This window comes from Persicimonas caeni (genome assembly GCF_006517175.1).
Classification (GTDB): domain Bacteria; phylum Myxococcota_A; class Bradymonadia; order Bradymonadales; family Bradymonadaceae; genus Persicimonas; species Persicimonas caeni.
Window position 1 is genome coordinate 1,784,431 of the sequence record NZ_CP041186.1, and the last position, 20,054, is coordinate 1,804,484.

Consider the following 20,054-nt stretch of genomic DNA (forward strand, 5'->3'; position numbering starts at 1 on the left):
CCGAGCGCGTGGGGCCGCCGTGGAAGAGGCGTCAACTTTCAAACTGCAAGCGAGGCTAGCATATCCGCGCGTGTGAGGCCAGTTTTGGCGTCGAGCGCCGCCGTATCTAGCCCACCGAGGTGTCTATTTGCCCCACAGCAGTCTCCGCCGTTCAAAGGCCGTAGAAGAGAAAGACCGCGCCGGCGTCTCGGGCGTCGGTGTCGAAGCCGGGCGCGCTCATGAGCAGCTCGGATTGACCGTCGCCATCGAGGTCGCCGGCGGTGGAGACCGAATAGCCGAGCCGATGGCCGGGGCCGCCGCCCACGAACGCCACGCCGGCCAGGTCGACGGGAAACGCGTTGCCGATCAATTGCTTGGCGTCGCGGTGGCCGTGGACGACGAAGGCGGCGCCGACTTGCTCCTGGGCGACCTGGTGCTTGTCGGCGCCGAGGAGTACGTCTGCGATGCCGTCGGCGTCGACGTCGCCGGCGGCGGCGACGCTGATGCCCAGGCGTGATTGTGACTGCGTGCCTTCGATGCGAATGCCCAGCGGGTCGACGTCCTGAGCAGCGCCGGCGCCGGGCAGCGCGGAGGAGCCGAAGACCACATAGACTGCTCCGACCGTCGCTTGGCCGCTCGCGTCGAGCGCCTGCGGGGCGCCCACCACAAAGTCGCCGATGCCGTCGGCGTCGACATCGCCCGCGTGAGCGACGGACGCGCCAAACTTTTCGGGTTGGCCGCTCGACGGGCGCAACCGCACGCCGACGTCGGCCAATTGGCCACTCTGAGCGCCGAGTGAGGCGGAACCGCGCACCAAGTAGACGCCGCCGGTGGCCGTGTTGCTCGACTCGGCGGGCGCGCCCACGAGCAGATCGTCGATGCCGTCGCCGTCGAGGTCGCCGCCAGACGACAACGCGACACCGGCGGCGTCCGCCGCCGCACCGACCAGGGTCACGTCGGCATCGCCGGGAAGCTGCAGAGCACCGGGCAGCGAGGGTGCGCCGAAGATGATGTGGATGCGCCCCGTCCCGGCGTTGTGGCCCGGTTCACCGATGACCAAGTCGTCGAAGCCGTCGTCGTTGAGGTCGCCGGCGGCTGCGACGGCCATGCCCGCCTCGGCGCCCGAGGACTGACCGTTGATTTCGACGTCGGCGTCGGTCGGGAGAGCCTTGCCGGTTCCTCCGCTCCCGCCTCCGTAGATGAGGTAGGCCGCTCCCTTGTTGTCGATGGTGGGGTTGCCGATGAGCAGGTCGGCCACGCCGTCGCCGTTGACGTCTCCGGGGTGAGCGAGCGCGCGACCGGTGCTGGTCGAGCCACCGCCGACGAAAAAGGACGTCCACGCCGCGTTCAACTCGAGGGCGCCCGTGGGCTGGGAGGCGCCGTCGAACACATAGACGGAGGAGAGAAAGTTGCCGTTGCCCGAGAAACTGAAATAGAAGTGGCCGCTGATGATCGGGTCGGGCACTCCGTCGCCGGTGATATCGGCGCCTCCGACGACTCGCCAGTTGTAGGCCCTCGGCGAGTCGATGGTCGAGGCCCCGTGGAGGTGGGCGTCGCTGTGGGCCACGCGAAGCTCGGTGTCACACGCGTCGCCGATGGCGTCGGCGTCGCGGTCGGTCTGCAGCGGATTGTGACGCTGGGGGCAGTTGTCGTCGGCGTTGGCCAGACCGTCGTCGTCGATGTCTGGGTCGCACAAGTCCCCGACGCCGTCGCCGTCGTGGTCGCCCTGGTCGGGGTTCGCCAACTGCGGGCAATTGTCGGCGCCGTCGTCGACGCCGTCACCATCGTCATCGGCGTCGCACAGGTCGCCTTCGCCGTCACCGTCGAGGTCGAGCTGGTCGGGGTTGGCTACCGCCGGGCAATTGTCCTGGGCGTTGGGCAGGTCGTCGTCATCGATGTCGTCGTCGCACGCATCGCCGGCGCCGTCATCATCGGTGTCGAGCTGGTCGGGGTTGGCGACCGTGGGACAATTGTCGGAGGCGTCGAGGATGCCGTCGTCGTCCGGGTCGTGATCGACGACGTCTTCCTGGCAACCGGCGTCGGCGCACGCGTCGACGTCGCCGGCATCGGCATTGGCGTCGAGGCTCACGTCGGTGCTCGCGTCCGACCCAGCGTCGGCGGACGCACCATCGGCGCCACCGACGTCGCCGGCATCGGCCCCACCTGCGGCCTCGAGGAGGCAGATTTTCGCCCCGAAGAGCACGCCTCCGGTCGACGCGCATTGGTAGCCGGCCTGACAGTCGGCGTCGGTCTGGCAGCTCTGGCCTTGAGTATCACCTGCGCAACCAGCGCCCACCAACAGCGCCGCCACAGCGAGCGCGAGCACCGTCCACCACCCCAGCCTTACCGCAACGTGCATGCCCATCATCACCCAACTCGTGGCGTCTGCGTCAATTTGATGTGATACGTCACGGTAGCACTGCAGCGCGCAGACGGTCAAATTTGCCCCACACCCGAGCCCCCTCGCACGGGTGTCCGACACGATCGGGGCCCTGCCGCGCAATAATTTCGCCCACGTCCACCCCGCCTGCAAAATTTGCAGGAAGACTGCGCCCTCCTCAGCCGTCATACCCTTGGCCAGGGGGTGACCCGCGTCGATTTTCAAAAAAATCGGCAAAATATGCGGATTGGATCCTAAATTGCACCCAAGTCACGGCAGAGGCGTCTTTGCCCCGGCGTAGTCGGACGCTCGCCGCGCGCTCGCCTCGTAGTTCTACCTCTCGTACGTACCACCAAGATCATGATGACGCTCATCCACCTTCTGATGTTCGGTTTTCTCGTCGGCGCCGGCCTGTGCGCAGCTCACTTTTCACTGCGCCGCGTGGCCGAAAAGCACGACGTCCAGTGCCCCTGGGGCCGCTTCGTGAACACGACCGGCCACGCCGTGCGGCTTGCAGCCATGGGCGGCGGCGCATACGTTCTCGCCAGCGTCGGTTGGGTCGCCGTTCCGGCCGCTCTGGGTGGATTCCTGCTGACGCGCCCGGCACTTGCGCCCGTAAGAATTTCCGACGACTAGGCAAGCCATGCAGCCTCCACGTACTGAACATGGCACTGTGCTATCAGTGCGTGGAAGTGTGGTCGATGCGCGCTTCCCTGCGCACCTGCCCGACGTGCGCGAAATCGTGACGACCGAGGATGGCCAGGTGCGCCTGGAGGTCCTGTCGCACGTCGACGGGCAGACCGTGCGCGCCATCGCGATGACGCCCACCGGCGGGCTTCGCCGGGGCAGCGCGCTCGTGGCCACCGACTCTCCTATCCGCGTCCCCGTGGGCCCGCGGGTCCTCGGGCGCATGTTCGACGTCTTCGGCGAGCCCGTCGACGGCGGCGAGCCCCTCGACGACCTCGAACAACGGGCCATCTACGGCCGCTCGGTGCCCCTCGCCGAGCAACGAACCACCACCGAAATCTTCGAGACCGGCATCAAAGCACTCGACGTGCTCGCCCCCCTCGAGCGCGGCGGCAAGGCCGGGCTCTTCGGCGGCGCCGGGGTCGGCAAGACCGTGCTGATCACCGAGCTCATCCACAACGTGGCCAGCGAGCACTCCGGGGTGAGTCTCTTTTGCGGTATCGGCGAGCGCAATCGCGAAGCCGAGGAGATTTACCGCGAGATGAAGGACGCCGGGGTGCTCGACAAGACGGTGCTGCTATTCGGCCAGATGGACACGCCCCCGGGCGTGCGTTTTCGCGTGGGCCACACCGCGCTGACGATGGCCGAGTATTTTCGCGACGAGCGCCACCAAGACGTGCTGCTGCTCATCGACAATATCTTCCGTTTTATCCAAGCCGGCTCGGAGGTCAGCGGCCTGATGGGCCACCTACCCTCGCGCGTCGGCTATCAGCCCACTCTGGCCACCGAGCTCGCCGAACTCGAGGAGCGCATCACCTCGACCGCGCGCGGCGCGATCACCTCGGTTCAGGCGGTCTACGTGCCCGCCGACGATTTCACCGACCCGGCGGTGGTCCACACCTTCGGCCACCTCTCCTCGTTGGTCGTCCTGTCCAGAAAACGCGCCAGCGAGGGCCTGTACCCGGCGGTCGACCCGCTCGAGTCGAACTCCAAGATGCTCGCCCCGCATATCGTCGGAGAGCGCCACTACCGCATCGCCCGGCGCATTCGAAAGACGCTGGCGGAGTACGAGGAGCTCAAGGACATCATCGCCATGCTCGGCATGGAGGAGCTGTCCCAGCAAGACCGGCTGACGGTGGCGCGCGCCCGGCGCCTGGATCGATTTTTGACCCAGCCGTTCTTCACGACCGAGCAGTTCACCGGCAAAGAGGGGCGGTTCGTGCCGCTCGCCGAGGCGCTCGACGGCTGTGAGCGTATCTTGGACGACGAGTTCATCGACTACCCGGAGAGCGCGCTCTACCTCATCGGCGGAGTCGACGAGGCGAAGCGCCCGCAGGCCCCTATCGAGGAGGACAAGCTCGAGCAGGACAAGCTCGAGGAGGCTGCCGAATGATCCGCCTTCGAATCGCGCTGCCCCACCAGGTCTTGGTCGACGAGGCCGCCCGGAAGGTGATTTGCGAAGCGCCCAACGGCTCGTTTTGCCTGTTGCCGCGCCATATCGACTTCACCTCCGCCCTCGTGCCCGGCATTTTGACCTGGGTCGACGAGGCCGGCGCCGAGATGTTCGCCGCGGTCGACCAGGGAATCGTGGTCAAGGTGGGGGCGGACGTACGTGTGTCGGTACGACGCGCGGTGGTCGACGACGACCTCGAAACGCTGAACCAGACGGTGCGTCGGCAATATCGCACTCTGGACGAGAACGAGCGCGACGCACGCGCGGCCGCCGCGCAGCTCGAGGCAGGCTTCGTGCGTCGGTTTCTCGAGCTCAAAGAGCGGAGTTGAGCGTGGACGAGACCGGCCCACATAACGAACGGCTGCCCGACGAGGTGCGAAAAAAGGTCGAGAAGAAGCTCGACGCACGACGCACCGAAAAGCGCAGTCTCTGGCACGGACTCGGACTCTTCGGCCTCGTTGGCTGGGCCGTGGCGCTCCCGACGGTCGCCATGGTCGCGCTGGGGGTTTGGCTCGATCGCACGCTCGACGACGACTATTCGTGGACCCTGGCTTTGCTACTGGCCGGGGTATTTTTGGGATGTATGAACGCCTGGTACTGGGTGTCCAAAGAGAGCAAGGCAGAATGATGACACAGATCTTGATCGGACTCGCAGCCGGCCTGCTGCTCGGCGCCGCCTATTTCGGCGGCCTCTGGTGGACGGTCAATCGCGTCGTCGAAGACGGCAAAGCGTGGAAGCTCTTGGCGAGTTTCGTAGCACGCGGGGTGCTCCTCCTCGTGGGATTTTTCGCCGTGTTGCAGGTCGGTCTGGCCGCCCTGGGCGCCGCGCTGGTCGCCTTCTTGGGCGTGCGCATCGCCACCACGCGCAAAATGCGCCCCGCCGCTCCGACGACCTAAGCCCCCACCGGCCACCTCATGGAACTCACACCCGACAGCATCGTGTATGCGCGCTGGGGCTTCTTCGAGCTCAACGCCACGATTGTGTTCGGCTGGGTAGTCAGCGCGATCTTGGTCGTGGGTTCGTGGTTGATCACGCGCAACCTGTCGCGCGGGGCCGAGATCCCGCGCTGGCAGAACCTTCTCGAGGTGCTCGTCGACCAGATTCGCACCCAGCTCGCCGAGATCACCCGTGGCAGCGGGACTCGGTATCTGCCGTTTGTGGGGACGCTCTTCTTGTTCATCGGCATGAGCAACCTGCTGCTCATCGTCCCGTTTTATCAGGCGCCGACCGCGTCGCTGTCGACGACGACGGCGCTGGCGTTGTGCGTCTTCGTGGCCGTGCCGTTTTACGGCATCGTCCAACGTGGCCTGTGGGGATATCTGAAGAGCTACGCCCAGCCGTCGATCTTCATGCTGCCGTTCAACATCATCGGCGACTTCTCGCGCACCGTCGCCCTGGCCGTGCGCCTATTCGGCAATATCATGAGCGGCACGCTCATCGCCGCCATCTTGCTGGCGCTGGCCCCGCTCTTTTTCCCGGTGCTGATGAATGCACTCGGGCTGCTTACTGGAATGATTCAAGCCTATATTTTCGCTGTTTTGGCTGCCGTCTACATCGCGTCGGCCACGCAGGCTCAACCGTCGGCCGAGGGGCCGCAAGGAACCACCCATGACTGAAATGAGCACCATCGCGATGGTCTCCATCATCACCGCCGGGCTGACCATGGCGATCGGCTCGGTGGGCCCGGCGCTGGGCGAAGCCCGCGCGCTGGCCCAGGCGCTGAGCGCCATCGCCCAGCAACCCGACGAGTCGAACACGATCACGCGCACGCTCTTCGTGGGCCTGGCGATGGTCGAGTCGACCGCCATCTACTGCTTCGTGGTGGCGATGATTCTGATCTTCGCCAATCCATTCTGGACCGCGGTCGCGGGCGGATAAAATGGAAATCGATTGGTTCACAACCGCCGCGCAGGTCGTCAACTTCCTGGTGCTCGTGTGGCTGCTCAAGCGCTTTCTCTACAAGCCCGTCATCGACGCGATGGACGCGCGTGAGGAACGCATTGCCGGGCGCCTCGAGCAGGCCGAGAAGCGTGAGGAGGAGGCGTCCGAGGAGGCCCAACACCTCGAGGCCGAGCGCGATTCGTTCGCCCGCCAACAAAAGGAGCGGATGGATGCGCTCGAGCGTGAGCTCGCCGAGGAGCGAAAGCGCCTGCTCGAGGAGGCGCGCGAGGAGGTCGCGGCGGCCAAGCAGGAGTGGCTCGACGCCCTCGAGCGCGACCAAGAGGGGCTTCTTCGCGAGTTTCGCCAGCGCGCTGAGACGCGGCTGTTTGGCATCTTGCGCCACGTGTTGGCCGACGTGGCCGACAGTGACCTCGAGGAGCGCACCATCTCGGTATTTCTCGAGCGGTTTGCCTCCCTCGAGGAGGCCGAGCGCCTCGCCCTGACGCCGACGGGGCACGACGGCGCCCCGAAGGTGCACGTGCGCACGGCCTTCGAGCTCGACGACGCGCAGCGAGCGCACCTCCGAGACGCGCTCAAACGGTCTCTGACACCCGATTTGGAGGTCGATTTCGGCGAAGACGAGGCGTTGATTGCCGGCATCGAACTTCGCCTCGACGGGCGTAAATTCGGCTGGAGTTTGAGCGATTATCTCGACGGGCTCGAAGAGGAGTTGTGGACCGAGGTGCGCGAGCTCGCGCCGAGCGGCAGCCACAACGACCCCGGCGCGCACAGGAGGGTGTCGTGACCGACCACGTCGACAATCCGACGCGTGCGCTTGCGGGAGCGCTCGACCGCACTCTGGCCAGACTCGACCGCGCCGTCGATCGCCATCGACCCGGCCTGCGGGTGCGGGAATTCGGCACCGTGCGCTCGGTCGATCACGGCATCGCCAAGGTGAGCGGGCTTCCGCGAGTGGCCTACGAAGAGATGGTCACCTTCGAGACCGGCGAGATGGGCTTGGCCCTGGACCTCGGCGAGCACGAGGTGGGGGTGGTCGTACTCGGCGACGACGCCAAGATCCGCGCCGGCATCGAGGTCGAACGCACCGGACGGGTGCTGCAGGTGCCGGTCGGAGAGGCGCTGTTGGGACGCGTGGTCAACCCGCTCGGCGAGCCGCTCGATCGACACGAGCCGGTCCACGCGGCCGCCTTTCGCCCCGTCGAGCGACCCGCGCCCGAAATCCTGGAGCGCGCCCCGGTGACCACGCCGCTGCAGACCGGCATCGTCGCCGTCGACGCGATGGTCCCCATCGGGCGCGGCCAGCGCGAACTCATCGTCGGCGACCGCCAGACCGGCAAGACCGCTATCGCCATCGACACGATCTTGAATCAACGCGACAAGGACGTGCTGTGCGTCTACTGCGCCATCGGCCAGCGAAACGCGTCGGTCGCCCACGCCATCAGCGAGCTCCGCGAGCGCGGCGCGCTCGACTACACGGTGGTCGTCGTCGCCGAGTCCGAAGACCCGCCCGGCCTGCAGTTTATCGCCCCATACGCAGCGACCTCCATCGCCGAGTATTTCATGCGGAATGGCCGCGACGTGCTCGTGGTCTACGACGACCTGACCCAGCACGCCCGCGCCTACCGTGAAATCTCGCTTCTGATGCGCCGCCCGCCGGGGCGTGAGGCGTTTCCGGGCGATATTTTCTACCTGCACTCGCGGCTTCTGGAGCGCGCCACGCACCTTCGCGACGAGCACGGCGGCGGCTCGCTGACCGCGCTGCCGATCATCGAGACCGAAGCCGAGAATATCTCGGCGTATATCCCGACGAACTTGATCTCGATCACCGACGGGCAGATTTACCTGTCGCCCAAGCTCTTCCACAAAGACATCGTCCCGGCCGTCGACGTGGGGCGGTCGGTGTCGCGCGTAGGCGGCAAGACGCAGCTGCCGGCGTTTCGGGCGGTCGCCAGTGAGCTTCGCCTGGCCTACTCCCAGTTCGAGGAGCTCGAGACGTTCTCGCGCTTCGGCACGCGCCTCGACGAGGATACCCGACGCACCCTCGAGCACGGCCGGCGTGTGCGTGAAGTGCTCAAGCAGCCCCAGTACCAGCCGCAGAGCGCCGCCGAGCAAGTCATCGTGCTGGTCGCCGCCAGCGAGAATCTTTTCGACGACATCCCCGTCGAAGACGTCCAGCACGCTGCCCGCCAGGTCCGCGACACCGTGCCGGGCGAGCTGCCCTACATCGTGCGCAAAATCAAAGCCGGCGAAAAACTCCAACCAGAGGACAGAGCCCAAATCATCGACCTCGTCCAAAACATCATCACCCTAAACCCCTAACCCCTAAACTCCTAAACCCCTAAACCCTAGCCCTAGCCCATGCCCAACCACCAACAACTCCACGGCCGCATCGAAAGCGCCGACGAGCTCTTGACGGTCGTCAAGACGATGAAGTCGATGGCAGCGGTCAATATCCACCAGTACGAGCAGGCCGTGCAGGCGCTGGCCGACTACGACCGTACGGTGTTGATGGGGTTGCGGGTGCTGTTGTTCCGCCGCCCGGAGATGGCCGAGCAGGCGCGCGCGGCCCGCGTGGAGCGCACCGGCGCGGTCGTCTTCGGCTCCGATCAGGGCATGTGCGGGGCGTTCAACGAGCGGGTGGCGAGTTTCACACGCGAAACGCTCCACGCCGACGGTGACGGTGACAGTGACCGTGTGCGGGTCTTGTCGGTGGGTCACCGGGCGCGTGTGCGCCTCGAGGATGTCGACTTGGCCCCTCGTGTTCACTTCGACGTGCCAGGCTCTGTGGGCGCGGTCACCGATCTGGTCCACGACCTGCTCGTCGAGCTGTCGCGTTGGCGCGAGGAGGAGGATGTCGACCGGGTGCTCGTCTTCTATAACCGGCCGGCGGCTTCGGGCGCCTTCGAGCCGGCGGTGCGCCACCTGCTTCCGCTCGACCGGCGCTGGCTCGAGCGGCTGGCAGATTCTGCCGAAAAATGGCCCACGCGTCAGCTTCCGACCTTTACGATGGACGCTGATTCGTTATTCTCTGCGCTCATCCAAGAGTATTTATTCAGCGCGCTGTACCGCGCGTGTGCCGACTCGCTGGCCAGCGAGAACGCCAGTCGGCTCACCTCGATGCATGCGGCCCAGCGCAATATCGAAGACCTGCTCGACGAGCTGCGCGCCGATTATCGGCGTACACGCCAGTCGGCTATCACCGAGGAACTACTCGACATCATCGGGGGCTACGAAGCCCTGAGGGAAAGTGAGGATCATAAATGACCGAATTGATTGGATGGTTTGAAGACATCGGCATCGAAGACGTCCCCAAAGTCGGCGGCAAGAATGCCTCGCTGGGCGAGATGTATCGCGAGCTCGTCCCCGAAGGGGTCGCCGTGCCGCCCGGGTTTGCCGTCACTGCCGACGCGTACCGCTATTTTCTCGAGGAGACGGGCGTCGGCGAGCGTATCTACGAGATTTTGGAGGGTCTCGACACCCACGACATCGCCGAGCTTCGAAAGCGCGGCCAGAAAATCCGCCACACGATCACCCGCGCGGAGTTTCCCAAAGACCTCCAGCAGGCCATCGTCGACGCCTACGACCAGTTGAGCGAGGAGGCCGGCTTCGAGCTCGACGTGGCCGTGCGCAGCAGCGCGACCGCCGAAGACCTCCCCGAGTCGAGCTTTGCGGGCCAGCAGGAGTCGTATCTCAACGTGCAGGGCCACGCGGCGCTCTTGCACACCTGCAAGCTCTGCTACGCCTCGCTCTTCACCGACCGCGCGATCTCGTACCGGGTCGACCGCGGCTTCGACCACCGGCAGGTGGCCCTGTCGGTCGGCGTCCAGCAGATGGTGCGCTCTGATTTGGCCAGCGCAGGGGTGGCGTTTTCCATCGACACCGAGAGCGGCTTTGAAGACGCCGTCTTCATCAACGCCTCGTACGGCCTGGGCGAGAGCGTGGTCAAAGGCACGGTCAACCCCGACGAGTACTACGTCTTCAAGCCGACGCTCAAAGAGGGCTTCGAGCCGATCCTCGAGAAGAACCTGGGCTCCAAGGAGTTCAAGCTCGTCTACGCTCAAGGCGGCACCCGAAGCACGCGCCCGGTGCCCGTGGGGCGGCACGACCGCCAGCGTTACGCGCTGTCCGACGAGGACATCCTCATCGTCGCTCGCTGGGTGGCCATCATCGAGGACCACTACACCGAGAAGGCAGGCAAGCCGATGCCGATGGACGTCGAGTGGGCCAAGGACGGGCGCACCGGCGAGCTGTTCATCGTCCAGGCGCGCCCCGAGACGGTTCAGTCGCAGAAGCGTCGCGACGTGCTCGAGACCTACCGGCTGACCGGCGACGAAGGACCGGGCGAGGCGCTGGTGACCGGCCGCGCCATCGGCGCCAAGATCGTCTCCGGGCCGGTCCAGCTGGTGTCGAGCATCGAGGAGATCGAAGAGTTCGAGGAGGGCTCGATTCTGGTCACCAGCACGACCGACCCGGACTGGGAGCCGATCATGAAGAAGGCCGCGGCCATCGTCACCGACCGTGGCGGCCGCACCTCGCACGCAGCCATCGTCAGCCGCGAGATGGGCGTGCCGGCCATCGTCGGCACGATCGACGGCAGCCAGCGACTCGAGGACGGCCGGACCGTCACCATCAGTTGCGCCGAGGGCGAGGAAGGCAAGGTCTACGACGGCCAGCTCAAGTACGAAGTCGAGACGGTCGACCTGCGCGGGCTCGAGCGCCCCGAGACCAAGATCATGATGAACGTCGCCAACCCGTCGGAGGCGTTCCGCCTGTCGCGCATCCCCAACGACGGCGTGGGACTGGCGCGCGAGGAGTTCATCATCAACTCCTTTATCGGCATCCACCCCTTGGCGCTGCTCAACTTCGACGCCATCGAAGACGAGGAACTCAAAGACGAGATCGCCCAGCGCACCGTTCAATACGAAGACAAGGCCGAGTTCTTCGTCGACCGGCTCGCCCAAGGCATCGCGATGATCGGAGCCGGGTTCTATCCCAACGACGTCATCGTGCGGCTGAGCGACTTCAAGTCGAACGAATACGCTGCGCTGCTTGGCGGCGAGCTATTCGAGCCCACCGAGAACAACCCGATGCTCGGCTTCCGGGGCGCGTCTCGCTACTACGACGAGCGCTACAAAGACGCCTTTGCCCTCGAATGCCGCGCGCTCAAAAAGGTGCGCGACGAGATGGGCTTGAGAAACGTCAAAGTGATGGTGCCGTTTTGCCGCACGGTCGAAGAGGGACGCAAAGTCCAAGAGGTTATGGCCGAACACGGCCTCAAGCGCGGTGAGAATGGGCTGGAGATCTACGTGATGTGCGAGATCCCGAGCAACGTCATCTTGGCCGAAAAGTTCGCCGAGATCTTCGACGGCTTCTCCATCGGCTCGAACGACCTGACTCAGCTCACCCTGGGCGTCGACCGCGACTCCGAGATCATCGCGCACCTCTTCGACGAGCGCGACGAGGCGGTCAAAGAGATGGTGCACGAGGTCATCGAGCGCGCCCACAAGCACGGGCGCAAGGTCGGTATTTGCGGCCAAGCCCCCAGCGACTACCCGGAGTTTGCCCGCTTCTTGGTCGACGAGGGCATCGACAGTATTTCGCTCAACCCGGACGTCGTGCTGAAGACGACGCTCGATATTCTGGAGGCCGAAAAGGGTTAATCGCCATTCTCCGGCTCGAGCTTCTCGTCGAGCTGCATGTCGACCTGGCGCTTGGTCTGGTTCCACTCTTTTTTGATGCCGGCCAAGCGCTTTTCGAGACCCGAGGGGAGTTCCTCGGCGGTATCTGCGTCGACTTTGGCGAGGTCATCTTTGAAGATGTCGAGGCGGGTGCGCGCCGACTTCATCTTGGCGATGGTGTCGGGGTCGACCTTTTTGTCGGCCCCGACGACGCGATTCTCGTAAGCGAGCAACTCGCGATCGATCTCGCTGACGACGTCACTGGGACTCCCCTCGATGGGTTGGTCGGGATTCTCTCCGGGGATCCCCTCGGGTCGGTCGCCCGTCTCCTCACGCGCCTCCTCGATGTTCTCGCTGACCTCGCCGAGATCCTCGTCAGGCGGCTGAGGTGGGTCGCAGGCAAGAAGGCCGACGACGGTCCAGCAGGCCAACAACAGCAACTTCAGGCTCAGTCGAATCATGGCTCACCCCGTGGTGTGGGGACTGTGAACTGCTCCACGGTCGAATCACGACACACCACGGGGAGACTTCAAGGGCACACGCCTACTGCACCGTCGCCTCGGCCCGGCCTACCAACTCGGGCGTCACGTCAGCCTGATCGTAGTACTGCTCGAACACACGCGTGGGCTTCGCCTCGCTCTCGAAGATTTCGGCGGCAAATCGCGCGCCCAGAACCTGATAGACGAGCTCGGCTTCGACGGTGAAGGCGTCGGTGGTGTCGTCGACGGCGACCGTGTAGGTCACCTCGTCGGTACCGGCCAGATACGTCGAGTCGGAGCCGACGCCCACCGGCGCCACGCGGTCGATATCGGCGAAGGTCGACGACCACCCTTTGGGCAGCAGTCGGTTGTCCTTGTAGTACTGCGCCGCCCGAAGCAACACGTAGGTTGGATTGCCGTCGGGATCGGCCATCACCGGCTCGTAGATCTGGACCTGGTCGGCGCTGTCGATCTGGTCGTGGTGCGGCTCGATGGGCCCATCGACCGTCTCGATGGCCAGCACCTCACCGTCGCCGCCCAGAATCCGCCCGCGGGTATCCCACGCGCCCGACTCGAACACGGCGTTGCCCTGGGCGTCACGTACGGTTACGTGCAGCCAGGCGCGCCGGCTCGGAAAGCTGGTGGGGAACTTGTGGCCGGCGAGGTTCTCGAGGGCAACGCTGATGCTCAGCCCGTCGGCGGTCTTCTGGGCGCTTTTGATGCTCACCGAGGCGGTGCGATTCCGGAGTTGGTCGCGCACCTTGGCGATGAGCGCGTCGAACTGCTCGGCGGAGGCCTGCGGCTGCAGCGCGTCGGCGTGGTCGCGCAAGATACCGGGCACCAGGGTATTTCCGCCGATGAACAAGTGACGGCCTACCGGCTGTCGCGCGCTCGTGGGAGGGAACGTACCGCCGGGCGGGCGCCGGGCGATCTCGGTGCTGATGGTGTTGCCTTCATCGTCCGTCTGAGGCACGTGGCACGACTGGCAACTCGCCGGGGTGGCGCCGCCGTCGGTGTTGTACGCCGAGTTGAGCCATTCGCTGTAGGGGGCCTGCTCGGCGAACTTGTCACCGGTGGGGTGGCCCTGGGCGGTCAGCGCATCGGTGGTCAAGTTATGACACGTGGCGCACATCTCCGACTCGAGGACGTGATTGCCCTGCACCGGCTCGAAGCCGCTGCGGTTGATCATCGGGTTGGAGAAGGGGTTGGCGAACGGACCATAGGCAATCTGGTCGGGGTTTATCACGAACCCGCCGCTAAAGCTCTCCTCTTGGCCGAAGTTATCGGGCTCGATCTTGTGGCAGGTCGTGCACGAGACGCCGTCGAGGCCGAGCAGAGCGCGAGCATCGGAATCGTGCAGCATCTCGATCTTGGCCGTGTTTCCGGCCGCATGCGCCGCGGTGTAGGCCTGCGGGGCGTGGCAGTTCATGCACTTGTCCTCGATGGCCTCTTTGGCTGCCGGCGTAGCCTCAACTTCGTGGGCGACCATCCCGCGCCAGAATGGATCACGCGCGGAGTTGGCCATCATCGAGGCGCTCCACAAGTCGTACATGCCGATGGGGTCGCCGCTCGAATCGCGCATCGCATCGGTCTGCGGGTCGTTGCTGTGGCAATCGGCGCAGTTGAGCGCCGTCGAAAACCCCGACTCGACCACCGAGCGCGACGCGGCCAGGTGGATCTCATCGACCGGAGCGGTCCCACCATCGGTGTCCGGGGCGGTTTGCGTGTCGGTGTCAGGGGCCGTGTCGGTCTCAGCCGCATCCGTCTCAGAAGAGGTGTCGAAACCACGATCGGGCTGATGCTTTTGCGTTCCCGGGCCGCTACAGGCGGTCGCGGCCGAGACAAGTACGAGCACGATGCATAATGAGAGTTGTTTCATTATAGTCTCTCCGGGCCCTGGTGGCTTCGCCGACCTCGACAGGTGGCGAAGGATTGCAACGCGCGTTGCAACACCGGTGGGCAATCATGAAACAGCAGCGCCTCGAGATGTTACTCGAGAGCAGCAGCCGAAGGTACGGAGGTAGACCGTGCAAATTGTGGACCGACTCGTCGATCGCACCGTCGCCTTCGTCACGGGCATCCCCAAGATGTACTACGAAGGATGGGGCGACCCCGATCTGCTCGAATCGCTGGTGGAGTATGCGCGCAAGCTGGGACCGCCGGCCGACATCGACGTCACGTGGCGCGAGGGCAAGCGCCGCTGGGACGGCACTTATCTGTTCGAAGGTTGGTTCACCTCGCCGGCCAAAAAGCTCCCGCTGCCTCCGGAAGCCCGCACCGCCTATTTCCAGATGCTTCTGCCGCCCAAGCCTTTCGGCGGCGGCGCTCCGTCGATGTGCATCCATCTGGCCGGTACCGGCGATGCGACCTACCTGGGCCGACGTCTTCTTGCGCGCCCCCTGCTCAAAGAGCGCATCGGCGCGATCGTGCTGCAAAACCCGTTTTACGGCCCCCGAAGACCCCACTGGCAACGCGGCACCCGGCTGAGGCGCATGACCGACCAGTTGATGATGAACCTCGCCACGGTCGAAGAGACCCGCGCGCTGCTCAAGTGGCTGCGCGATGACGGCTACACCAAATTGGGCGTAACCGGCTACAGCATGGGCGGATTTATGGCCGGATTTGCCGCGCAGACCGTGCCATTTCCGATCGCGGCGATTCCGTGCGCGGCCGGCGACACCGCGGTCGCCCCGCTCATCGACAGTCCGCTGCGCAATATCTGTGATTGGGAGAGCTTGGCCGAGGAGGCCGGCAGCGCCGATCATGCCGAGATGCTGATGCGCCAGACGCTCTCGTCGCTGGCGCTGAGCGAGCACGGCACCCCGGTGGCGCCCGAAGCGGCGATTATCGTGGGGGCGCGCGCCGACGAGTTCGTCCCGCCCTCCGAGCCGCTCGAACTGCATCGACACTGGTCGGGCTCGGAGCTTCGCTGGATCAACGGCGGGCATACCACCGGCTGGCTGCTCAACCCGGGTCCGATCCGTCAGGCGATCGTCGACGCGTTCAGGCGTCTCGAGGAGATTCTGTAGGCAGGATCACCCGCACGGTAGTCCCCTCCCCGGGCGCGGTGTCGATCTCGACGGTGCCGCCCAGGCTGCGCACGGTATTCTGCACGATCGTCAGGCCCAGCCCGGTGCCTTCCCCCTCGTCGCGGGTACTGTAGAACGGATCGAAGGCGCGCGAGAGCACGTCAGCGGGCATACCGGGGCCATTATCGGCGATCTCGACGATGATGAAGGCCTCGCCACTCGCGCGGGTGGTCACGCGCACCTCTTTGGGCTCGCGCTCGCTCTGCTCGAGCGCAAAGAGGGCGTTGTTGAGTAGGTTGATGAAGACTTCGGCGAGTTGTGCGCGATTGGCGTTGACGCATGGAATATCCCCTCCGTCATGCACAACCCGAACGTGCGGTTGCTGGTGGCGGAACACCAGACTCACGGAGGTCTTGAGGAGTCGCTCGACGTCGATGGCGACTTGCTCTCCGCTTTGGCGGTCCACGAAGGTGTCCAGATCACTTACGATGCGCCCGATGCGCTTGATTCCGTCGGCCGTGTCGGTGAGCGCCTCGAGCATGTCCGTCAGCTTCTCTTTGCTGAGCGACTCGGCTTCGCCGTCGAGCATGCGCCGCAGATCGCGCAGAACGAAGTCGACGTTGGCCTTCGCGTAGGCCAACGGGTTGTTGATTTCGTGGGCGACGCCACCGGCCAGCGTGCCCACCGCGATTTTGCGGTCGAGTTGCATGGCGCGCACCAGCAACTCCTGCTTTTTGCTCACGTCTCGGCCAATGAACACGAAGCTTGGCTTGCCTTCGAACTCCATCGGCCGCACGTGCAGTTCGACCAGGATGCTCGAGCCGTCGCGGCGCAACAGACGCTCCTCGACCGGCGCGGTCTTTTGACCCGTTCTTGCCATCGTCGCCAATCGCTCGGTGGCCATGGCCCGATCGTCGGGATGGACGATCTCCAACACGGGTGTGTCGGTGAGTTCGTCGGCCGTCTCGTAGCCCAGATAACGAACCATCGTGGGATTCACGTAGACGAATTTGCCATCGCGGTGAATGCCCACCGCATCGGGCATATGCTCGATGAGCTTGCGCAGGTGCTCTTGGCTGCGCTCGAGCTTGGCTCTAATCTCGTCGAACTCGGTGACATCGCGCACCGAGGCGAGCACGCTGCGCTCGCCGTCGATTTCGACCGGACTCAGGCTGATATGGGTCGGAAAGAGTTGCCCGTCCTTGCGGCGGGCTTGAAGCGACGGGCGCAAGCTCATCGGTCGCACCGATGGCTCACGCATATAGTCTTCACGGTAGTGGCGATGGGCCTCGGCGAGTTCATCTGGAAGCAACAACTCGACGGGTTGATCGATCAATTCTTCGCGCGGAAAGCCAAAGAGGCGCTCGGCTTGAGCCGAGGCGTATCGAATGCGCCCGTCGGGGCCGACAACAAAGAGCGCGTCCGGTGAGGCATCGAGAAAGTACTTCCAGTGAGACTCGAGAGACACTGCTACGACCCGGTGAGGCGAGAAAATCAAAAGGACGGCACGCCAGCTTTGCATTCTCGGCGAATCCTGCCCTCCAGTAAAGGATGCGAACCGTGAAGCTATCGTGACGAATTTTCTTTGCGGTGCGTCGCCCACAATGTCACGATAAACGTTAGATCTAAGTGCAGTTGATTTGGAGTCGTTCATGGAATCGCCAGCGGGTAGACAGCCGCAAGACCCGCCCCCTCAACCCGACGAAGTCGACCGCGAGCTGAACTTCTTTCACGAGGTGCATGTCATCCGTGGGGCCATCTTGTTGTTGGCCTTCGGCATGGGCGTCGCGATCCTCAATTATGCCAGCGTCATCTTGATCCCGGTGGTCCTGGCCGTCTTTTTGGCCTACGTGCTCAACCCGTTCGTGAGCGCGCTGATGCGACTGCGCATCCCGCGCACCGAGATTTTCATGCCCCGCGGCCTCGCCTCCCTCATCGTGGTCATTTTCGCGGTGGGGTTGACCGTGGCGCTGGGCATCCTCATCGGCGACCAATTCGGCTCGTTTGCGGCTGACATCGCGCGCTACGAAGATCAGATCGCCGACAACGTCAAGAACCTGCAGACTCGGCTCCAGGAATGGCAGGGGCGTATCGAAGGGTACATGGAGCCGATTCGACGCTCCCAGCTCCCCGGAGAGGCGAGCGGTGTGGCCGGCGCCGGGGCCGTCGCCCCGCCCGATGCCTCCCCGCTACCTGTGGAGAGCCAGAAATCGCTGCTCGAGCAGACTAGCGAGCTGTGGCTGCGTGCTTCATCGTATATCGCCGGGGGGCTGAGTGGGCTGCTGGGATTTTTGGCCCAGGCGCTCACCTGCATCTTCGTGATGCTCTTCATGCTCATCGAGGCGCCGTCGATCCGCCACAAGCTCATCAACATCATGGGGACGACCGATCAGCGCCGCGACATGGTTCTGGAGGTGCTCTACAACGTCAACCGGGACGTGCAGCGCTACTTGTTCAACCGGTTCGCCACCAACTCGGTGCTCGCCCTGGTGGCGATGCTCTGCTACTGGGTCTACGGGCTCAACTACGTGCTCTTGTTGGGGATTTTGGCGGGTCTTTTCAACTTCGTGCCCTATGTCGGCCCGGTCGTCGGCTCGGTGTTTCCTGCCCTGGTCGCCTACATCCAATTTGGCACCATCGAGTCGGTGTTCTGGGTCCTCGTCATCTATACGGCGCTGACTGGCATCGAGGGAAATATCCTCACGCCGGTGGTACTCGGGCGCCACCTCAAGCTCAACAGTCTGGCGGTGATACTGGGGCTGGTGTTCTGGGGCTGGCTGTGGGGAGCGATCGGGATGCTGCTGGCGATTCCCATCATGGCCGCCATCAAGGCGGTGGCCCTGCATGTCGACGATATGCGCCCCATTGCCGAGTTGTTGCGGGCGGATTGAGCGCTACCAGAACGCCCGCCAGTAGTCGCCGGCGAAGTAGCCGGCAGCGGCGAGGGCGGCCAACAGGACAAGCCAGAGGACGACCCCCTGGCGCAGCGCCTTGCTGGCTCGCTCTTCCTCCCAGCGCTTGCGCGGCTCGACGCGTTGAATCGCGAAGGTGACGACTCCGGCGAGGTTGATGCAGATGGTGTTGATCACCGACAACAGCAAGGGCCCGACGGCCAGGGCCAAATAGCCCGCCCCCACGAGCATGCCGAAGCTCACGAGCGGAGGCACCAGCGCCACGGCGATCATCACGCCCACCACCCCGCCGGGCTTGACCCCCGTAAATGACAAGGTCCCGGCGATGCCGGCGCTGGCGGCTACGACCACGTCGAGCACGCCGATCTGGATACGGAGGCTCTGCATCTCGGCGCTCGGCTCGAAGGGCATCACCACCCCGAAGCCGATGGAGACGACCACCGCCACCAGTGAGCCCAACAGGCCGACTTTGATGGCGCGTTTGCCCAATTTCAGGTCGGCCATCGCGGTCGCAAGCGCCAATGCGATGGCAGGGCTGAGCAGCGGAGCGATGATCATCGCGGCGATGACCATGATGATGTCGTCGCGGTAGATCCCCACCGCGGCCACGACGGCGGACACCGCGATCATCGTGACGTAAGGCCACGATATGCTCATGCCGTGGGTGACGTCGTCGTACAACTCCTCGATGTTGATCGGGGCCTTGTCGTCGGAGGCGGGGGCGAGTCTCTCGCCCGACTCCGCCAGACCATCGACCTCTTCTTCGGGGTGGGGAATCGCCGCCTCGATGTTGAAGACGATGATCCGAAAGCCTTCTTCGAGCGAGAAGTTGTCTTCGAGGGCGTCGACGATGGCCTCGACTTGGTCGCCAAACGCCAAGATATGCCAGATCTGGCGGCCGTTGGCCGGCTTCATGCTGTACTTTTCGACCAACGGGATTTCGGCGAGCGTCTCAGACACTTCTTCGGTGCGGTCGCCCGGCAGCCGGATTTCGATTAACCGAAGTGGCATAGTCACATGTCGCCGGACTCACGATTGCGCACCTGGGGCTCCTCGGGTGGAGGACCTCCTCCCACCGCGGCGTCCTCTGTGGCTTCGCCCTGAGGCGGATTGACCGTGCCTAGCGCTGCTTCGAAGGCTTGCTGCAGGTATTCGGTCGCCTGCTGGAGCGTGTTCTGCGTGGCCGTCTGTCCCTGCGCCGACTCTGCCTGCTCGGCCGCCTGCATCTGGTCTTCGAGCCGCCACTCACGCTCCAACTCGGCCACACTCTTCGATTCCTTCCCCTCGGTGGGTGGAGCCGGATAGCGCTGTCGATTGGGATGCTCCCACGGATTCTCGTCGTCGCATCCGCAAAGGCCTCCCCCTGCAATGAGCGCGGTGATCGCCGCCACCAGGACGATCGGCCAGCGATGAGTTGTCAAATGCATCAAATGCTCCCCCTCGAGCAGCTTCCGGCTACCGGCCGTCGAAGATGCTCCGCCATACGTTACCTCTCTGACAAAGAGAACCACGAGCGAGCAACGAGCAACCGGGGAGTCAGCGCGGTGTGCACGA

19 protein-coding genes are annotated in these 20,054 nt (G+C 64.7%); 13 read left to right on the forward strand and 6 right to left on the reverse strand.

Features of this window, described 5'->3' with window-relative positions; translation table 11 throughout:
- Positions 1-151: 151 nt before the first annotated feature.
- Positions 152-2,344 carry an integrin alpha gene (locus FIV42_RS31395; protein WP_168210465.1) on the reverse strand — a complete coding sequence of 731 codons (2,193 nt, stop codon included), beginning with the start codon at positions 2,342-2,344 and terminating at the stop codon, positions 152-154.
- A gap of 378 nt (positions 2,345-2,722) precedes the next feature.
- Here FIV42_RS31395 and FIV42_RS06610 point away from each other — a divergent pair, with 378 nt between their 5' ends.
- From FIV42_RS06610 to ppsA, 11 genes are read left to right on the forward strand one after another with little or no spacing between them, the layout of a single operon-like run.
- Complete coding sequence (locus tag FIV42_RS06610) at positions 2,723-2,995, forward strand: hypothetical protein (protein WP_168210466.1); 273 nt, start codon at positions 2,723-2,725, stop codon at positions 2,993-2,995.
- Between the two features lie 7 nt (positions 2,996-3,002).
- On the forward strand, positions 3,003-4,439 hold the full coding sequence (atpD, locus tag FIV42_RS06615; protein WP_141196910.1) for a F0F1 ATP synthase subunit beta: 1,437 nt from the start codon (positions 3,003-3,005) through the stop codon (positions 4,437-4,439).
- Entirely contained in the window at positions 4,436-4,828 is a 393-nt protein-coding gene (locus FIV42_RS06620; protein WP_222615397.1) for a F0F1 ATP synthase subunit epsilon, read from the forward strand. The genes atpD and FIV42_RS06620 overlap by 4 nt, the downstream gene beginning before the upstream one ends.
- 2 nt (positions 4,829-4,830) lie before the next feature.
- On the forward strand, positions 4,831-5,127 hold the full coding sequence (locus FIV42_RS06625; protein WP_222615398.1) for an AtpZ/AtpI family protein: 297 nt from the start codon (positions 4,831-4,833) through the stop codon (positions 5,125-5,127).
- Positions 5,127-5,396: an N-ATPase subunit AtpR gene (locus tag FIV42_RS06630; RefSeq protein ID WP_168210467.1), complete on the forward strand. Its 270-nt coding sequence runs from the start codon at positions 5,127-5,129 to the stop codon at positions 5,394-5,396. Before FIV42_RS06625 ends, FIV42_RS06630 begins: the two co-directional genes overlap by 1 nt.
- Before the next feature lie 18 nt (positions 5,397-5,414).
- Complete coding sequence (locus tag FIV42_RS06635) at positions 5,415-6,116, forward strand: F0F1 ATP synthase subunit A (RefSeq protein WP_141196913.1); 702 nt, start codon at positions 5,415-5,417, stop codon at positions 6,114-6,116.
- Positions 6,109-6,378 (forward strand): F0F1 ATP synthase subunit C, encoded by a 270-nt coding sequence (locus tag FIV42_RS06640; RefSeq protein ID WP_141196914.1) that lies wholly within the window; start codon positions 6,109-6,111, stop codon positions 6,376-6,378. Before FIV42_RS06635 ends, FIV42_RS06640 begins: the two co-directional genes overlap by 8 nt.
- Before the next feature lies 1 nt (position 6,379).
- Positions 6,380-7,186, forward strand: coding sequence for a F0F1 ATP synthase subunit delta (locus FIV42_RS06645; protein ID WP_141196915.1), 807 nt, complete (start codon positions 6,380-6,382; stop codon positions 7,184-7,186).
- On the forward strand, positions 7,183-8,721 hold the full coding sequence (locus tag FIV42_RS06650; RefSeq protein ID WP_174769491.1) for an alternate F1F0 ATPase, F1 subunit alpha: 1,539 nt from the start codon (positions 7,183-7,185) through the stop codon (positions 8,719-8,721). The genes FIV42_RS06645 and FIV42_RS06650 overlap by 4 nt, the downstream gene beginning before the upstream one ends.
- A gap of 39 nt (positions 8,722-8,760) precedes the next feature.
- The gene (locus FIV42_RS06655) at positions 8,761-9,666 is read left to right on the forward strand and encodes a F0F1 ATP synthase subunit gamma (protein ID WP_141196916.1); all 906 of its coding nucleotides are present in this window, start codon (positions 8,761-8,763) and stop codon (positions 9,664-9,666) included.
- Positions 9,663-12,062, forward strand: coding sequence for a phosphoenolpyruvate synthase (gene ppsA, locus FIV42_RS06660; RefSeq protein WP_141196917.1), 2,400 nt, complete (start codon positions 9,663-9,665; stop codon positions 12,060-12,062). Before FIV42_RS06655 ends, ppsA begins: the two co-directional genes overlap by 4 nt.
- Here ppsA and FIV42_RS06665 read toward each other — a convergent pair.
- Positions 12,059-12,541: a hypothetical protein gene (locus FIV42_RS06665; RefSeq protein ID WP_141196918.1), complete on the reverse strand. Its 483-nt coding sequence runs from the start codon at positions 12,539-12,541 to the stop codon at positions 12,059-12,061. The two genes, ppsA and FIV42_RS06665, sit on opposite strands and share 4 nt — an antisense overlap.
- Positions 12,542-12,623: 82 nt before the next feature.
- A complete protein-coding gene (locus FIV42_RS06670) occupies positions 12,624-14,438 on the reverse strand; it encodes a multiheme c-type cytochrome (RefSeq protein ID WP_141196919.1) in 1,815 nt (604 codons plus the stop codon).
- 148 nt (positions 14,439-14,586) lie between these two features.
- Here FIV42_RS06670 and FIV42_RS06675 point away from each other — a divergent pair, with 148 nt between their 5' ends.
- Positions 14,587-15,588 carry an alpha/beta hydrolase family protein gene (locus tag FIV42_RS06675; RefSeq protein WP_141196920.1) on the forward strand — a complete coding sequence of 334 codons (1,002 nt, stop codon included), beginning with the start codon at positions 14,587-14,589 and terminating at the stop codon, positions 15,586-15,588.
- On the opposite strand, the gene FIV42_RS06680 is transcribed toward FIV42_RS06675, so the two are convergent.
- Positions 15,563-17,056, reverse strand: coding sequence for a PAS domain S-box protein (locus tag FIV42_RS06680; RefSeq protein WP_168210468.1), 1,494 nt, complete (start codon positions 17,054-17,056; stop codon positions 15,563-15,565). The genes FIV42_RS06675 and FIV42_RS06680 overlap by 26 nt on opposite strands.
- Before the next feature lie 184 nt (positions 17,057-17,240).
- Here FIV42_RS06680 and FIV42_RS06685 point away from each other — a divergent pair, with 184 nt between their 5' ends.
- On the forward strand, positions 17,241-18,479 hold the full coding sequence (locus FIV42_RS06685; protein WP_141196922.1) for an AI-2E family transporter: 1,239 nt from the start codon (positions 17,241-17,243) through the stop codon (positions 18,477-18,479).
- Between the two features lie 3 nt (positions 18,480-18,482).
- Here the strand turns inward: FIV42_RS06685 and FIV42_RS06690 are convergent, their stop codons facing one another.
- Both FIV42_RS06690 and FIV42_RS06695 read right to left on the reverse strand, forming a co-directional pair.
- Positions 18,483-19,511 (reverse strand): TIGR00341 family protein, encoded by a 1,029-nt coding sequence (locus FIV42_RS06690; RefSeq protein ID WP_141196923.1) that lies wholly within the window; start codon positions 19,509-19,511, stop codon positions 18,483-18,485.
- A 2-nt stretch (positions 19,512-19,513) separates the two neighbouring features.
- On the reverse strand, positions 19,514-19,927 hold the full coding sequence (locus tag FIV42_RS06695) for a hypothetical protein (protein WP_141196924.1): 414 nt from the start codon (positions 19,925-19,927) through the stop codon (positions 19,514-19,516).
- Positions 19,928-20,054 lie beyond the last annotated feature (127 nt).

Bases quoted from the DNA above. Each gene is read 5' to 3' on its own strand.
- FIV42_RS31395 (WP_168210465.1), bottom strand. From the start codon at position 2,344: ATGGGCATGCACGTTGCGGTAAGGCTGGGGTGGTGGACGGTGCTCGCG.
- FIV42_RS06610 (WP_168210466.1), top strand. From the start codon at position 2,723: ATGACGCTCATCCACCTTCTGATGTTCGGTTTTCTCGTCGGCGCCGGC.
- atpD (WP_141196910.1), top strand. From the start codon at position 3,003: ATGCAGCCTCCACGTACTGAACATGGCACTGTGCTATCAGTGCGTGGA.
- FIV42_RS06620 (WP_222615397.1), top strand. From the start codon at position 4,436: ATGATCCGCCTTCGAATCGCGCTGCCCCACCAGGTCTTGGTCGACGAG.
- FIV42_RS06630 (WP_168210467.1), top strand. From the start codon at position 5,127: ATGACACAGATCTTGATCGGACTCGCAGCCGGCCTGCTGCTCGGCGCC.
- FIV42_RS06635 (WP_141196913.1), top strand. From the start codon at position 5,415: ATGGAACTCACACCCGACAGCATCGTGTATGCGCGCTGGGGCTTCTTC.
- FIV42_RS06640 (WP_141196914.1), top strand. From the start codon at position 6,109: ATGACTGAAATGAGCACCATCGCGATGGTCTCCATCATCACCGCCGGG.
- FIV42_RS06645 (WP_141196915.1), top strand. From the start codon at position 6,380: ATGGAAATCGATTGGTTCACAACCGCCGCGCAGGTCGTCAACTTCCTG.
- FIV42_RS06655 (WP_141196916.1), top strand. From the start codon at position 8,761: ATGCCCAACCACCAACAACTCCACGGCCGCATCGAAAGCGCCGACGAG.
- ppsA (WP_141196917.1), top strand. From the start codon at position 9,663: ATGACCGAATTGATTGGATGGTTTGAAGACATCGGCATCGAAGACGTC.
- FIV42_RS06665 (WP_141196918.1), bottom strand. From the start codon at position 12,541: ATGATTCGACTGAGCCTGAAGTTGCTGTTGTTGGCCTGCTGGACCGTC.
- FIV42_RS06670 (WP_141196919.1), bottom strand. From the start codon at position 14,438: ATGAAACAACTCTCATTATGCATCGTGCTCGTACTTGTCTCGGCCGCG.
- FIV42_RS06685 (WP_141196922.1), top strand. From the start codon at position 17,241: ATGGAATCGCCAGCGGGTAGACAGCCGCAAGACCCGCCCCCTCAACCC.
- FIV42_RS06690 (WP_141196923.1), bottom strand. From the start codon at position 19,511: ATGCCACTTCGGTTAATCGAAATCCGGCTGCCGGGCGACCGCACCGAA.
- FIV42_RS06695 (WP_141196924.1), bottom strand. From the start codon at position 19,927: ATGCATTTGACAACTCATCGCTGGCCGATCGTCCTGGTGGCGGCGATC.